Below are 16,043 nucleotides of genomic sequence, written 5' to 3'. Positions count from 1 at the left end.
TTTGTAAATAATATGTGTTTGAGGCCTTAAAAGAGAGGTGTTATTATAGTTGGGTAGAATTGGAATTCATTATATTTATGGCGGCGACGGAATAGCGGCAGTGTATATAATGGACAATACGGGAATAGCCAACGATCAGAATTGTTTGTTGCACCGTGGGTATACCATGCATTCGCACATCGACGAATTTGGATATATACACATGAAAGGGCGTGTTTACGACCCTGAAACAATGCAATTCATTAGTCCCGACCCGTATATACAGACACCGGGCGACTGGTTGAACTTTAACCGCTATTCGTACTGTTTAAACAATCCGTTTAAGTATACCGACCCGAATGGGGAAGCTTGGTGGGTACCCCTTTTAATAATCGCAGCATCAACAGCTTACAATGTATATGAAAATTGGGATGACATTTCAGATGGGGGATTTCAGTGGGAAAAATTTAGTTTGTATGCCACTATTGCTGCTGCTAAAGGTGCAGGGTTAGCAACAGGTAATCTATGGATAACAGCAGGAGCCGAAACGGTAGGGGGAGCAGGTAATAGATTTGTAAGGGATGATTATACTTTTTCAGATGGAGTGTTGACTGATGGATTAAGAGACGGAATAATTACAGTTGTAACAGCAGGTGTAACAAATAAATTGCCTACAAATTATATTAATTCAAAATTGACAACGACTTTAACAAATCAAGGTGTTAATAAAACTGTTGCAAGCGTAAGCAGTGATTTTGTTGTAAATTATACTCTAAATTTTGGTGTTAATGTAGGTTCTGATTTATTAGTAGAAGGAGAAGTTAATTGGGAAAAATCATTTTCAAGATCTTTGTTTAGTGCAAGTATGACAACAACAACGAATGCCATACAAGGAAAATTCAATTCTACTAATGAGATTAGCAAATCACAACCCAAAACGGAATATGAAAAATATGCAGCAGAAACTAAAGGCGCATATGCTGGCACTGTAGGGCCAGGCCCTATAGGAGGAGGAGGGTCAATCCTTATCAAGGATATTCGACCTCACCCCTATATAATAATAGTAGATTCCATAATAATACTTCGTATTACTATTATCATCAACCAACCCTTAAGGTAACTCCAAGGACCTGGATGAAACCTTATAATAATACTTATAATTCTTTTTATCTAAAATGAAAAAAAACTCGAATAAAATAAGTTGGAAATTAATTATTCTTTGTTTTGCATGCTTTATTGCGATAGCAGTTTGGATTACATATAAAAGACACAATGTGAAAGTAGATATAATGCAAAATATGGGATACTCCATAGGAACAGTTCAACTTATACTTACTCCTAGTACTAATCAAAGATCAGCTGGCGATGCGTCAATTTATTTTAGTTTAGATATTAATGATCTGATTTATAAAAAACAGAAAGATAAAGGACTAAGTAACAATAAATATAAAAAAATGAAAATAGGAGAAAGATATATGGTTGTTTATGATACAACAAATATTGAAAATTGTATACTACTCGTAGATTATCCTGTGAGAGACAGCATTGATTATTTTCGATATATGGAAGAATTCAAGAATCAACCGTTTGATTTGAATGGGGAATTTCAAACACCTTTATATCGCTTATTGTTTTCAAATGATTAATTTCATTTACAGCCGTTACAGAAAAACCTACAATCCAAAAAAAATCATATTTTTGTCAGATGTGTCAGGTTTTGTAAATAATATGTCTGTAGTATACCATAAGCAAGGTTCAATTCTATAAAAATAGAATTATTATAATAAGACACATTAAAAGACAGGTGATAATAAGTTAATACCCACTCCCGACAAATCGTTCAGTTCTATCTTTCCATTTATAACTTTCACCCCATCAAAACAATCGTTACTTATCAAAAGGTTTCCGTCTAAATCGGCAAAATCGACCAGTGGAGACAACTGGGCCGCTGCCGAAATTGCACACGAAGTCTCAGTCATACACCCTAACATAGATTTAAAACCTAAAGAAGGAGCAACATCCAACATTTTCTTTGCTTCGTGCATACCTGTACATTTCATTAGTTTTACATTTATTCCCGAAAAAGCTCCTTTTATTCGTTCCAAATCTGAAAAACGCTGAACCGATTCATCAGCAAAAACCGGTAACGGACTATTTTGTGTAATCCAAGCATTATCGTCCAAATTATCCTTATTCATCGGCTGTTCTATCATTACAACTCCCTTTTCCGACAACCAGTTAATCATATCCAAAGCCTCACTCCTATCCTGCCACCCCTGATTGGCATCGACCACCAGTGGTAAATTAGTTACAGAACGTATAACTTCAACCATGCGTTTGTCGTTTTCACCGCCTAGTTTAACTTTTAATATCTTGAACTTCTCAGCTACTTCTTCGGTTTTTTGCCTTACCATTTCATCGACATCCATACCGATAGTAAAAGTAGTAAACGGAGTTTTTGTTTTATCCAGTCCCCAAATAGAATGCCATGGTTTATCTATCATTTTTCCGGTCAAATCGTGCAATGCAATATCAACCGAAGCTTTAGCCGCCGTATTTCCTTTTTCGATTTTATCGACATAATTCAGAATTTCTTCAATCTGTAAAGGATTAGCAAATCGAGAAAAGTCAATTTTACGGAGAAAACGCATAACCGACTCCTGTGTTTCACCCAAATATTGTGGGAGCGAAGCTTCTCCGTAGCCAACCAATCCGTCATATTCTAAGCGAGTAAGAACAATAGGTGTTGTAGTTCGCGAATAGTTTGCAATAATAAACGGATGTTTTAATTGCAAATTATACGGTTCGAACGAAAGTTTGAGCTCTTTCATATTTTATTTCAAGAATTCTGCAATTTCTTCGGAAGTCAATTTTTTCTCGATTTCAACGTATGCTTCGAGGTTTTTAAATGTACGTTGAATACTCAAATTACGAATGTAAGAAGGTTGTCCTAAAAGTATAACCCGATGTCCATTTTTAACTGGAATATCAGCCGGCGAACCTTCGCTCCATATCCACGTATCCATAAAGTCACGGGCTTTATCAACTGAAGCCTTTTTATTATTGATTAATTCTTCCCATCCACCTTTTCCAATCAAATGACAATCATACATATTCCATTTGCCTTCAACAACCGATTCTGACGATTGAGATCCAAAACCATGAATAATATCTAAATCTTCGTCGTTTATATTGACTTCGTCGTTAAACCCGTTAATTCCCATCAATACTAGTTGAAGCTGAAAATTATCAACAATTCCACTCATTTTTCCGGTAAATCCACGATTAGTATCCATATCTATAACAACAACTGGTTCATCGAACAAAACAGTAAAAAGCTTATCGAACCAATAACATCCCTGATTTGCTTCGGCAAAAGCCGAAACTTTAGTGTTCAACTTTTCTTTTCCCGAAGAAAAGGCTTTTCTATCAGCCGAAAACAAAGAAATTCCACAAGGAAAAAACTTATCTAAACAAACAACAGCTCCTATTTCTTGCGGAGCAGATTCAAGGCGTTCTTGCCATAAGTTTTGGAAAATTTCATTTGTTTTTTCTTCGGTTTCATCGTCCGATTTATCAAAGCCTTCAATTCTCTTATAATATGCTTCAAAAAACGGAGCCGACGAGTCTAAAAGAGAATCATACAATTCGATAAAATCGCCAACAATAACATCTCCCGGATATCCATTTTCAACCAGATAACCACATATACTGGCAGCCATTGCTGCACGATCTATATTAGGTAATTTAACTAACGAAAATATCGATTTCAAGGCTTTATTAAAGTCTTCATCTCCGGCATCCGGTATAAGTTGATAAATTTGACGTAAAGCAGCACTAACATCATCGTTAGAAGACGAATCATCAGCCATTACATCGGAAAATTTCTTTACTTTTTGCTCTAATTGTGTCATACTAGCCTGTGTTTACTTTTTATTAAAATATTTTGAGAAATAAAGAATTTGGTAATCAACAGCATTATTCCAATAAGCACCATTATGCGCACCAGGGCGAACAATATAATCGTGAGGAATCTTATTAAGCATTAATTCGCGATGTAAACGTTCGTTTACGTCAAAAAAGAAATCATCTACACCACAATCTATTATAATATTAGCAGTTGAAGGCTTTATAAGTTTTACCAAATTCATTACCGTATGTTCGTTCCAATAATTGGGATTTTCGTTATACGAACCCAGTAAATTCTTCATATTCCAGTTATTCGGAAAAGGACGTATATCTACTCCCCCGCTCATTGAACCGCAAGCACCGAAAACATCTTGATGCCGAATGCCCAACCACAGCCCTCCATGTCCGCCCATACTGAATCCCGTTATTGCACGTCCCTTATTCGATTTTACCGTACTATAAGTTTTATCCATATACTCAACCAATTCTTTACTTACATAAGTTTCGAATTGCGACTTCGAGTTTATCGGACTATCCCAATACCAACTATTCTTTCCATCAGGACAAACAATAATCATATTATATCTCGAAGCTTCCTCAGGTAACGACGGCTTAATCCTTGCCCATGAAATATGATTGCCTCCATGACCATGTAGTAAATATAGAACAGGATATGTTTGATTGACATTATAATTCTTCGGTAAAATCACTAAATTTTTGACATCAATACCCATTTTATGACTATATACCGAAACAGTATCTATCGGCTGTGCCGAAACATATAAAAATGATAGTAAAAAAACACTTACAAAGAGACTTCTCAAAATCGTTTTCATCGTATTATGTTTATTCTAAATTATCATTACTGCGACCTCTTTCCAAACGAACTACTTATCCAGCGTGGAACAAGCAAAGCTCCGATAAAAAGATAATTATAATAGCTTAATAACCGCCATAAAAGCATAATAACAGGAGCAAGTCCCATAATAGGTATGAGTCCACTCAAATATTTATCGAAAATTATCTCTGTCAAGCCACTTCCACCGGGAGTTATACTTATTATCATCAATATCCACATAACAAATTGGCGGGCAAATACAAGCAAATTATCTTCGACAGGGAAAAACGCCATAAAAAGGGCATTTACCACCAAATATCGTGAACACCACGATAAAACAGTAGCAAATATCAATGGAAGCCAATACGATATTTTTTTCCCTTTTATTTCTTTTGAGCTAAGAATTATATCGTCTCCTACTTTTTGAGCAGCACGTTGCCATTTACGAAGAAATGGTAAACGAAATATATTAAGTAAAAGCCAGCGTATAGCTTGAGGCTTAAAGAACAAACCGGTTATTAAACAAGCACAAAGTAAAAGCTTGATAATATAAGCCACAACAAAAAGAGTAAATATACTAACCTCAAGAGCTGAATCGCTCGAAAACAACGAATCGAACGGTAAAAATAAGAAAAGGACAGGAAAAGTGACAACAAAAAACATCTCGTCGAGCAACATAGTAACAAATACCATTGTTGTGCTTTTCCCTACCGAAATATTTTCTTTTGCTAAAAACAAAACAGCCATACTTGATCCTCCCACTGTAGAAGGAGTAATTGCCGAGCCAAATTCGGCTAACAAAGTAACTTTAATACTTTGCTTCCACGATAAAAGTTTATCGGTTAAATACCGATAACGTATAGTAAAACCTAAATCGCGTCCTACCATTAATAAAAGAGCTACAAAAATCCAGAAAAACGTTCTCCATGAAACTTGTATTTGCTTCAAACTTTCAAGATTTTCGCCGCCATCCTGAGCAAGATCTTTCCAAAGCATATAAACAATTACCCCCATCCCAAGCAAAGTTGGCAATATAATCTTCCATGCACTGAATTTCGTTGATTTAACCATAATAAGGTTTAAGTAATGCGAAACAAATTTAAGAATTTAAATATCAATAAAAAACGGGCAAACCGCTTTAATATGGTTTACCCGCCTTAATATTTTTCGCAAATTATATGTTTATTTCTTTTTTGCACTCGTAAACAGGCGTCCCCATCGAATTTTTCCATTAAACAATCCTTTATCTTTATCTAACGAAAGCCAAATAAATACAGGACTACCTACAATATGATCCTCAGGAACAAAGCCCCATGCACGCGAATCGGCCGAATTATCACGATTATCTCCCATCATAAAATAATAATCGAATTTAAAAGTATACGAATCGACTTCTTTCCCGTTTATATACACCTTTCCTCCGCTATAATCAAAATTATTATGTTCGTAGTTTTTGATACAACGTTCGTAAGCTGCTACTTTGTAATCAACGTTTTCATCGAAACGAATAGTCTCTCCTTTTTTCGGAATCCAAAGAGCCGGAAAATCACCGGGCAAAACGCTCTTTTCATATGTAATAGGGTATACACCCATTTGTTGAGAATATACCGAACCTGTAAATGAATGAAGACGATGGTAAAAATCATTTTGACGAATAACTTTCTTAACAAAAGGTTTTTTCTTTAACTCATTAACCATCTCTTTCGTAAGAAACACATTAACATAAAGTATACCTTTGTTTGCTTTAGTCCAATCAAAACCAATTTGAGAAACAGTTAAACTATCCAATTGTGATTCAAAAAAAGGACGAAGGATATTCTCAGCTTTATCGCCAACAATACCAGCTATATCATCATTAGTTATTCCTAATCCTTCGAAAAATTTAGCAGATAATTGTGTTCCATCAGTTTGTATAAAATATAAGTGCTGAATATTTATAGGATCTTCAATAGCCTTTCCATCGATATAAGTAGTATCATTTTTCAATTCAATAGTTTCTCCCGGAAGACCAAGACAACGTTTTACATAATTCTCTCGGCGATCAACCGGACGATAAACTATATCTCCATAAGTTGCCTTATTAGCCCACACACCTTCACGTCCATTAGGATTTACCTTACATAATGCATAATAGTCACGTTCTTGAATTTTTAGAGCAACTGTATCCCCAGCAGGAAAATTAAAAACTACAATATCTCCCCTTTCCACCGAACCAAATCCGGGTAAACGTTTGTATTCCAACTGAGGTTTATCGATATAAGATTTACTATCAAAAAAAGGTAATGTATGTTGAGCTAATGGAAAAGATAAGGGAGTCATTGGCGAACGGGCGCCATAACTCAATTTACTTACAAAAAGAAAATCACCAACTAATAACGATTTCTCAAGAGATGACGATGGAATCTGATAATTTTGAAAGAAAAACGTATTAATAAAATATACTGCAATTAGCGCAAAAAGAATAGCATCTACCCATTCCATCGTTTTTCTAACTACAGGATTTTTCGATTTTTTCCAAGCTCCCCAAGGTATAAATTTTGTTATATAACAATCGAAAAACAATAATAACAATAGCAAAACCAAGTAATAACCCGACCATATAGCAAATAATATACACAGCAAATCCATAATTGCCATGCGTATCCATTTTCTCTTCGGTGCGTTCAGTATTCGTTCTTTAATATTCATCCCTTTATGTTTTAAAAGTCGAGCATATCTTTCATTCCCAAAAATCCCTTTTTACCGCAAGTAAACTCTGCAGCAAGCACAGCTCCAAGAGCAAATCCTTGACGGTTTTTGGCATCATGTTTAATATTTATATAATCGACAGAAGATTCGTATATAATTTCATGTATCCCGGGAACTTCTCCTTCTCGTACAGCATAAATAGCCAAATCGTCATTATTTTGTTCCGAATCAAGATTCCATCGACTTTTTCTGTCAATATTATCCATTATATCTTCAGCTAAAGTAATAGCAGTTCCGCTCGGAGCATCCAATTTATGAATATGATGAGTTTCTATCATTTTCACGTTATAATCGGGGAATTTATTCATAATTTTAGCTAAATACTTATTTAAAGCAAAAAAGATATTTACACCAAGACTAAAATTCGAAGCATAGAAAAAAGTCTGCCCATCTTTTTCACAAGCATTCTTAACTTCGTCCATATGTTCGAGCCAACCTGTTGTACCCGAAACCACCGGAATATTCGAAGCAAAACATTTCTTGTAATTATTCATAGCTGTATGTGGAGTTGTAAACTCAATAGCTACATCTGCACTTTTAAACAGATCCGAATCCATATCAGCTGCATTGGTTACATCTATGGCCGCAACAATATCGTGCCCTCTCTCTTTGGCAATCCGTTCAATTTCCTTGCCCATCTTTCCATAACCTATAAGTGCTATCTTCATAAAATGATATTTATATAATACAAAATTATCTCAAACCATTTTATTGGTCTAAGAAAAAGAAAATTAATCACACAAAAATACAGAAAATTAATATTATTTCGATTTTTTATTCGACTTATACAAGTCAATAAGTTCGCCCAATGTGATTTTCAGGGTGTACATAGTTTCAAAAAACTCAGGAACCTGATTATCGTAAAAAGATTTACGCATGAAGTTCAAAGCATTATTATACGAATCTTTTGTAAGAAAAAGCCCTACACCACGCTTTGACACTAATATTTTTTGATTTTGCAGAAATTCAAGGGATCTCATCAATGTATTATGATTAACATCAAGATCTTTAGCCAACTCTTTAATAGTTGGTAGTTTTGATTCTTCAGTCCATTCTTTCGAAACAACTTTTTGAGCAATTATATCTACAATCTGAACATAGATTGGCTTATTCTTATGAAACTCCATAACACACTTAAGTTTAGATGTTCAAATATAATATTAGTATTCTATTAAAGCATAAAAAGTGATATTTTTTAACATAATATTGCCAATTAAACAACAGAAGTAGTTAATTAAACTACAATATAAACTAAGAAAAGCTCATAAGATAAAAGCAAATTATTTTGAAAAGGTAACAGGAGAATAATATTAAATGTAAGAATAAAATATTAGTATAGTATTATATATTCATATTATTAGTAAACAATATTAACATTATAAAAAAGAACTATATATATATAATATATTATTATAAAGATAATTATTTATAATATAAATATATAAAACTATAATTATAAACATAATTTAATTTATAAATAGATAGAATATAAAATAAAAAGAAAGAAAAATATAAAGACAAAAATATATTGAAAATTGTATAAGTAGGAAATAAAAAGTAACATTCAGAAGACAAGACAATTTTATTAATATTTTCACATAATACGGAATAATAAAAACAATAAGAAAAAACAGCTTAATATCAAATCACGCAAATCCATAAACAACGAAAAGGGAAGAAAACCAAGTATTGATAGAAATTAATAATACAATATGAAGAGAGTATACAGAAACATTAAATTTATGTCCGACTTATAAACAGACAACAGATATAATATTGTCAATATTTAAAAACTAAAAATACTATTAAGATAATTTGTAAAGAAAAAATTACAAATAGAAATAAAAATATTTCAAAAAAACAAGAACTGAATAGAATGAATATAAAAAAATAAAAACAAGAGATAGATAATAACAAATTAAAAAGTAAAATATGAAATATTATAAGAAGTATAGAATATATATAGATATATATAACGCTATAACTTATGAAATATTTTAACATTAAAAAATATATAATTATTAGTATAATTCATTAATTAAAAATATAATAATAATTTAAGTAAACTATAATTCTATAGTTATAAATATAAATTAACTTATTAATAAAAGCAGAGAAAATAAAAAATAGAGAAAATAACTAAATAATATCAATTACTACAAAAACAACAAGTAATATAAATACACAATCAGATATTAAAAAATAACACAAATAAGGAATCAATAGATTTATTATTTATACATAGAAATACATTTTAGAAAATTAATTACAGATAATAAAAAGAAAAATGATCAAAAAGAGAAAGAAGATTTATAAAATAGCAAACGATATTTTACAAAACAAAAAGATTATACAGCTATTAACAACACGAAGATAAATTATTGCACTAATAATATTAACTTTGTATATAAAGAATAGATCATATTTCGTAAAAACAAATCAAAAAAGACAATGGACTTCAAATATGAGGTAATAGTTATCGGTGGAGGACATGCAGGCTGCGAAGCTGCTGCTGCTGCCGCAAACATGGGATCAAAAACCCTACTGATAACAATGGATATGAACAAAATAGGCCAAATGAGTTGCAATCCGGCAGTAGGAGGCATAGCAAAAGGGCAAATAGTTAGAGAAATTGATGCATTAGGCGGACAAATGGGAATAGTTACCGATAAAACAGCTATTCAATTCCGAATGCTAAATAAATCGAAAGGTCCAGCTATGTGGAGTCCAAGAGCACAAAGCGATAGAGCACAATTCATTCTAAAATGGAGAGAAATACTCGAAAACACCGCAAATTTAGACATTTGGCAAGATACTGTTACCTCGCTCGACATAAAAAACAACGAGATAAAAGGAGTAAAAACAGCTATGGGAGTAAATTTCTCGGCAAAATCGGTAATTCTAACAAACGGAACCTTTCTTAATGGATTAATGCATATTGGCAAAGTTCAATTAATAGGCGGACGAATAGCAGAACCATCATCTAGCGGAATATCCGAACAATTGGGAGAAATTGGGTTCAAAGTTGAAAGAATGAAAACCGGAACTCCTGTACGTATAGATGGAAAAAGCGTTGACTTTTCTTTAATGGAAGAACAAAAAGGAGAAGATGATTTTCATAAATTCTCATATCTCGATTATCCGGCAAAAACATTAAAACAACTCAGTTGCTGGATATGTTACACAAACGAAGAAGTACATAATATTTTACGCAAAGGATTACCAGATTCACCCCTTTACAACGGACAAATTAAAAGTATCGGCCCAAGATATTGCCCAAGTATTGAAACAAAAATAGTCACTTTTGCCGATAAGATATCACATCAACTATTTTTAGAACCCGAAGGCGTAAACACACAAGAATATTACCTCAATGGTTTTTCATCTTCACTTCCACTCGATATTCAATTAAATGCATTAAAAGAAGTTCCAGCATTTCGTAATATAAAAATATACAGACCCGGTTATGCTATCGAATATGATTTTTTCGACCCTACCCAACTAAAGCATACATTAGAAACTAAACTTGTAAAAAATCTATTTTTCGCAGGCCAAATAAACGGCACTACAGGATATGAAGAAGCCGCCGGACAAGGATTAATAGCAGGTATAAATGCACACATAAATATACACGGAGGAAGCGAGTTTATTCTAAAAAGAAACGAAGCTTATATTGGCGTATTAATCGACGATTTAGTAACTAAAGGCGTAGACGAACCTTATCGTATGTTTACATCGAGAGCAGAATATAGAATACTACTTCGACAAGACGATGCCGACATGAGATTAACAGAAAAAAGCAACATTATAGGATTAGCTAAAAGTAATCGTTTACATTTATTAGAAGAAAAGAAAAACGAAATTTCGAGGATAATCGATTTCACCGAAAATTATTCATTAAAACCCGAATATATAAATTCAACATTAGAGACATTAGGCACATCGCCATTAAAACAACGCACACGCTTAAAAGATTTACTTACACGTCCACAAATAAACATCAATAATATAGAAGAACATATTTCTACATTTAAAACAGAGTTAGACAAAATACCTAACCGAAAAGAAGAAATTATCGAAGCCATCGAAATTAAAGTCAAATACGATGGTTACATAAAACGCGAAGAAATAATAGCAGACAAAATTAATCGTCTCGAGAATATACGAATAAAAGGAAAATTCGATTACGATAATATATTATCTCTTTCCACCGAAGCTCGAGAAAAATTAAAAAGAATAAATCCTGAAACTATAGCTCAAGCAAGTAGAATTCCGGGAATCTCACCAAATGATATTTCAATACTTTTAGTATTATTAGGAAGATAAAAATGTTTCACGTGAAACACTCGATGAAAATTTGTTTCACGTGGAACAATAAAAAACTTAAAATAAGAATTTAATTATATAAACAAATGAGTCTAGAAAAATTAAAAAAATCGATACGCAACATACCGGATTTTCCTATTCCAGGAATTCAATTTAAAGATGTGACTACTCTATTTAAAAATGCCGACAATTTAAAAGAGTTAACAAAAGAGCTAAATAAAAAATACAGGAATAAAGGTATAACAAAAATTATAGGGATAGAATCGCGTGGGTTTATAATGGCTCCTATTATGGCACTCGAATTAAACGCTGGTTTTATACCTATAAGAAAACCAGGAAAACTTCCGTATGATACTATAGAAGAAAGCTACGAAAAAGAATATGGCATAGATACAATTCAAATACATAAAGATGCTTTAACACCAGACGATATCGTTATTATACATGATGACCTATTAGCTACCGGCGGAACAATGCTTGCTGCATATAAATTAGTAAAAAAAATGGGAGTAAAGAAAATTTATATTAACTTTATAATAGAATTAGAAGAGTTAAAAGGACGGGATCATTTTCCGTACGATATAGAAGTTGACTCGCTTATAAAGTTCTAAAAATACACAAACAAAACTATACAAACAAACTTATTTATAATCTGGAAAAATATGCTAGATTATCTAAAAAACATAATAAAAAACATACCCGAAAAGCCGGGTTGTTATCAATACTACGATGACAAAGGGGTTATTATATACGTAGGAAAAGCTAAAAATTTAAAAAAAAGAGTATCATCGTATTTCACTAAAAATCACGATGATAGTCCTAAAACACGAATACTTGTAAGTAAAATAAGAGATATAAAATACATTATTGTAAACTCGGAAGAAGATACATTTTTATTAGAAAATAATCTGATAAAAGAATTTCAACCCAGATACAATGTAATGTTAAAAGATGATAAAACATATCCCTCAATAGTCATCAAAAATGGATATTTCCCTCGTGTATTTCAAACACGCAAAATAATAAAAGACGGATCTACATATTTTGGGCCTTACACTTCAGCTTTAAGCGTAAAAGCATTACTCGAAATTATACATAAATTATATCCTATAAGAACATGTAATCTGGCACTAACACCAGAAAATATAAAAAGTAAAAAATTTAAAGTTTGTCTCGAATATCATATAAAAAGATGTTTAGGGCCATGTGAAGGGCTACAAACTTTAGAGGATTATAACAAAAACATTGAATATGTAAAAGAAATTCTAAAAGGAAATATAGGTCTCGTTAGCAACAGCATTTACGAAGATATGCAAAAGTTATCGGAAGAGTTGAAATTTGAAGAAGCCCAAAAATTAAAAGAAAAATTTCAACTGATTGACAACTTCAAAACCAAATCAACTATAATAACAAATGCCAATTATAATATAGATGTATACGGTTACGAAGATGACGAAAACGCTGCTTATATAAATTATTTAAGTGTGTCGAATGGAGCCGTTATACGTGCCTATACATTTGAATATAAAAAGAAAATGGAAGAAAGCCCTGAAGAACTGTTGGGTATGGGCATAATTGAAATGCAAAAACGATTCGATAGCCATCCACAAGAAATAGTAGTGCCTTTCTACCCCGATATTTCACTAACAAAAACATCATTTTTGATACCTCAACGCGGCGATAAAAAAAAGCTGCTCGCTTTATCGCAGCAAAATGTAAAGCAATATAAAATAGATAAATTAAAAAAAGCCGAAACATTAAACCCCGAACAAAGATCGGTAAGAATAGTAAAAGGCATACAAAACGATTTACATCTGAAAGAGTTACCTGTACACATTGAATGCTTCGATAACTCTAACATACAAGGTACCAATCCTGTATCGGCATGTGTTGTATTTAAAATGGCAAAACCGTCGAAAAAAGATTACAGGCATTTTATAGTAAAAACCGTAGAAGGCCCCGACGACTATTCGACAATGAAAGAAGTAGTCTACCGCCGATACAAACGCTTGATGGAAGAAGAATCTCCCCTACCCCAGCTGATAGTTATAGACGGAGGAAAAGGACAGTTGAACGCATCTGTAGAATCTCTCAAAGAACTTGGGGTATATGGGAAAATAGCAATAGTAGGTATAGCCAAAAGACTGGAAGAAATCTACTATCCCGAAGATTCTATACCACTATATTTAGATAAAAACTCTGAAACTCTGAAAGTTATACAACATCTCAGGGATGAAGCCCATCGTTTTGGCATAACATTCCATCGTAACCGCAGGAGTAAAGGGCAACTACAATCGGAACTTGACACAATAAAAGGTATAGGTGAAGAGTCTAAAAAACTACTTTTAAGACGATTTAAGAGCTTTAAACGTATAAAAGAAGCATCCTTACCCGATCTGGAAGAAACCATTGGAAAAAGTAAAGCAAAGTTACTTTACGAACACCTAAATAACAACGATACTATTGATATAAAATTTAAAAGCTGACTCGTATAGTCAGCTTTTAAAATATATTGTGTAGCAAATTATCCTATACTTTTTAACAGGCTATCGGCTAAACGGCTTGCTCCTATTCTGAATAAAGTATTATCGCACCACTCCTCGCCTAACACTTCTTTCACAATAGTATAATATTTAACAGCATCTTCGACTGTAGTGATTCCCCCGGCAGCTTTAAAACCTACTTTGCGAACATACTTACTGTTATATTCTTTTATAGCCTGACACATTACATAAGCAGCTTTTAAAGAAGCACCCTCGGAATTTTTACCTGTAGATGTTTTCAAAAAATCGGCACCCGAATACATTGCTAATATCGATGCCTTTTTTATTTTCGAAGCATTCTTCAACATTCCTGTTTCAAGAATGACTTTCAACTGAGCATCGCGACAAGCATGTTTTACTTCTTCAATTTCTTCACACATTTCCTCATAATTACGAGAAAGGAACATTCCTAAATTGATAACAACATCAATCTCATCTGCTCCATTTGCAACAGCCAGAGCAGTTTCGGCAACCTTTACTTCTATAAAAGTTTGTGAAGTTGGAAAACTCGCCGAAACAGAAGCAATCTTTACATCCTGAGCAGTAAGCGATTCTCTTACTGTTTCAACAAAATTAGGATATACGCAAATAGCAGCTACATTCGAAATATCGGAACTACCTTCAAAATCGTTTACTTTTTCAGTAAAACGCCAAATATCCTCTCTCGAATCTGTTACATTTAACGATGTAAGATCGAGACACGAATAGATTTTCTTATAAACTTCAATATTATTATTTTCGTCAAATTTCTTTTCTATAATCTCAGCTACACGTTCATTTATCTTCTCGTCATCCAAATTAGTGTCGTACTCTTTGAGAACAGCCAAATATTTATCATCCATTTGCATAATATACTAATTATCTGTTAATTATTTTAATTTATCATTATTAATATGCCTATCACTATCGCGTTTTGTCTTTTTCTCAATATTCTTCTTTAAAGCATCGGTAAGATCTACTCCGGTCTGATTGGCCAGACATATAAGTACCCACAGAACATCAGCCATTTCATCAGCCATGTTTTTATCTAAATCCGATTTTTTAAACGATTGATCGCCATAAGTACGAGCCATTATACGAGCCAACTCCCCTACTTCCTCAGTAAGTATAGTCATATTTGTTAATTCGCTAAAATACCTGACCCCTACTGTTTTTATCCAATTGTCAACCTGTTTTTGAGCTTCTTCTATTGTCATAATCTATTCACGGTTTTTCGAATCAATACAAATAGTAACAGGCCCATCATTTACAAGCGCAACCTTCATATCCGCTCCAAATGTTCCTGTTTTAATATCACGCCCCACAAGATTTTTCAAAACCTGACAAAATTTTTCATACATAGGAATTGCATATTCAGGCTTCGAAGCACGTATATAAGACGGACGATTTCCTTTCTTAGTTGACGCATGAAGAGTGAATTGTGAAACAACTAATATATCGGCATTAATATCAAGAGCAGACCTATTCATCACGCCATTCTGATCATCAAAAATACGAAGATTAATTATTTTTTTACATAACCAATCAATATCTTCTTCATTATCAACATCTTCTATACCTAATAAAATAAGAAGCCCTTCGTTTATTACCGATTTAATATCTCCGTCTATTGTTACCGAAGCATTATTAACCCTTTGTATTACAACCCTCATAAATAATGAATGAAAAAATACCAGAACACAAAGATAGACATTAATTGA

Annotated in this window: 14 protein-coding genes and 1 pseudogene; 5 read left to right on the top strand and 10 right to left on the bottom strand. The window is 32.9% G+C overall.

Features of this window, described 5'->3' with window-relative positions; genetic code table 11:
• The first annotated feature begins 49 nt into the window (after positions 1-49).
• Together D0T53_RS01915 and D0T53_RS01910 are read left to right on the top strand one after the other, a co-directional pair.
• Positions 50-1,099: an RHS repeat protein gene (locus D0T53_RS01915; RefSeq protein WP_163264517.1), complete on the top strand. Its 1,050-nt coding sequence runs from the start codon at positions 50-52 to the stop codon at positions 1,097-1,099.
• Positions 1,100-1,253: 154 nt separating this feature from the next.
• A complete protein-coding gene (locus tag D0T53_RS01910; RefSeq protein ID WP_163264515.1) occupies positions 1,254-1,625 on the top strand; it encodes a hypothetical protein in 372 nt (123 codons plus the stop codon).
• A 147-nt stretch (positions 1,626-1,772) separates the two neighbouring features.
• On the opposite strand, the pseudogene D0T53_RS01905 reads toward D0T53_RS01910, so the two are convergent.
• The 7 genes and pseudogenes from D0T53_RS01905 to D0T53_RS01875 form a co-directional block, all read right to left on the bottom strand.
• Positions 1,773-2,804, bottom strand: a pseudogene (locus D0T53_RS01905) (dipeptide epimerase); the annotation flags it as partial.
• Between the two features lie 9 nt (positions 2,805-2,813).
• Positions 2,814-3,893: a hypothetical protein gene (locus D0T53_RS01900; protein WP_163264511.1), complete on the bottom strand. Its 1,080-nt coding sequence runs from the start codon at positions 3,891-3,893 to the stop codon at positions 2,814-2,816.
• Positions 3,894-3,905: 12 nt separating this feature from the next.
• Positions 3,906-4,724 (bottom strand): alpha/beta hydrolase family protein, encoded by an 819-nt coding sequence (locus tag D0T53_RS01895; RefSeq protein WP_163264509.1) that lies wholly within the window; start codon positions 4,722-4,724, stop codon positions 3,906-3,908.
• A gap of 26 nt (positions 4,725-4,750) precedes the next feature.
• Positions 4,751-5,797: a lysylphosphatidylglycerol synthase transmembrane domain-containing protein gene (locus D0T53_RS01890; protein ID WP_221411482.1), complete on the bottom strand. Its 1,047-nt coding sequence runs from the start codon at positions 5,795-5,797 to the stop codon at positions 4,751-4,753.
• A gap of 111 nt (positions 5,798-5,908) precedes the next feature.
• Positions 5,909-7,414 (bottom strand): S26 family signal peptidase, encoded by a 1,506-nt coding sequence (locus D0T53_RS01885; protein WP_163264507.1) that lies wholly within the window; start codon positions 7,412-7,414, stop codon positions 5,909-5,911.
• Positions 7,415-7,425: 11 nt separating this feature from the next.
• A complete protein-coding gene (gene dapB / locus D0T53_RS01880) occupies positions 7,426-8,142 on the bottom strand; it encodes a 4-hydroxy-tetrahydrodipicolinate reductase (RefSeq protein ID WP_163264506.1) in 717 nt (238 codons plus the stop codon).
• Between the two features lie 93 nt (positions 8,143-8,235).
• A complete protein-coding gene (locus tag D0T53_RS01875) occupies positions 8,236-8,601 on the bottom strand; it encodes a GntR family transcriptional regulator (RefSeq protein WP_163264504.1) in 366 nt (121 codons plus the stop codon).
• A gap of 1,324 nt (positions 8,602-9,925) precedes the next feature.
• Here D0T53_RS01875 and mnmG point away from each other — a divergent pair.
• The 3 genes from mnmG (at position 9,926) to uvrC (ending at position 14,286) form a co-directional block, all read left to right on the top strand.
• The gene (gene mnmG, locus D0T53_RS01870) at positions 9,926-11,800 is read left to right on the top strand and encodes a tRNA uridine-5-carboxymethylaminomethyl(34) synthesis enzyme MnmG (protein ID WP_163264502.1); all 1,875 of its coding nucleotides are present in this window, start codon (positions 9,926-9,928) and stop codon (positions 11,798-11,800) included.
• An 86-nt stretch (positions 11,801-11,886) separates the two neighbouring features.
• A complete protein-coding gene (locus D0T53_RS01865) occupies positions 11,887-12,411 on the top strand; it encodes an adenine phosphoribosyltransferase (RefSeq protein ID WP_163264500.1) in 525 nt (174 codons plus the stop codon).
• A 51-nt stretch (positions 12,412-12,462) separates the two neighbouring features.
• Positions 12,463-14,286: an excinuclease ABC subunit UvrC gene (gene uvrC / locus D0T53_RS01860; protein WP_163264498.1), complete on the top strand. Its 1,824-nt coding sequence runs from the start codon at positions 12,463-12,465 to the stop codon at positions 14,284-14,286.
• A 38-nt stretch (positions 14,287-14,324) separates the two neighbouring features.
• Here the strand turns inward: uvrC and deoC are convergent, their stop codons facing one another.
• Genes deoC through dtd form a run of 3 tightly spaced genes read right to left on the bottom strand, consistent with a single transcriptional unit; the run spans position 14,325 to position 15,995 of the window.
• Complete coding sequence (gene deoC / locus D0T53_RS01855; protein WP_370457773.1) at positions 14,325-15,185, bottom strand: deoxyribose-phosphate aldolase; 861 nt, start codon at positions 15,183-15,185, stop codon at positions 14,325-14,327.
• A gap of 27 nt (positions 15,186-15,212) precedes the next feature.
• The gene (locus D0T53_RS01850; protein WP_163264494.1) at positions 15,213-15,539 is read right to left on the bottom strand and encodes a nucleotide pyrophosphohydrolase; all 327 of its coding nucleotides are present in this window, start codon (positions 15,537-15,539) and stop codon (positions 15,213-15,215) included.
• Positions 15,540-15,542: 3 nt separating this feature from the next.
• Positions 15,543-15,995: a D-aminoacyl-tRNA deacylase gene (gene dtd, locus D0T53_RS01845; RefSeq protein WP_163264492.1), complete on the bottom strand. Its 453-nt coding sequence runs from the start codon at positions 15,993-15,995 to the stop codon at positions 15,543-15,545.
• Between the last annotated feature and the right edge of the window lie 48 nt (positions 15,996-16,043).

Origin of the sequence: Dysgonomonas sp. 216, assembly GCF_010501065.1 — a bacterium.
In the GTDB taxonomy this organism is placed as follows: Bacteria; Bacteroidota; Bacteroidia; order Bacteroidales; family Dysgonomonadaceae; genus QVMM01.
This window is presented reverse-complemented; position numbering and strand designations above follow the sequence as displayed.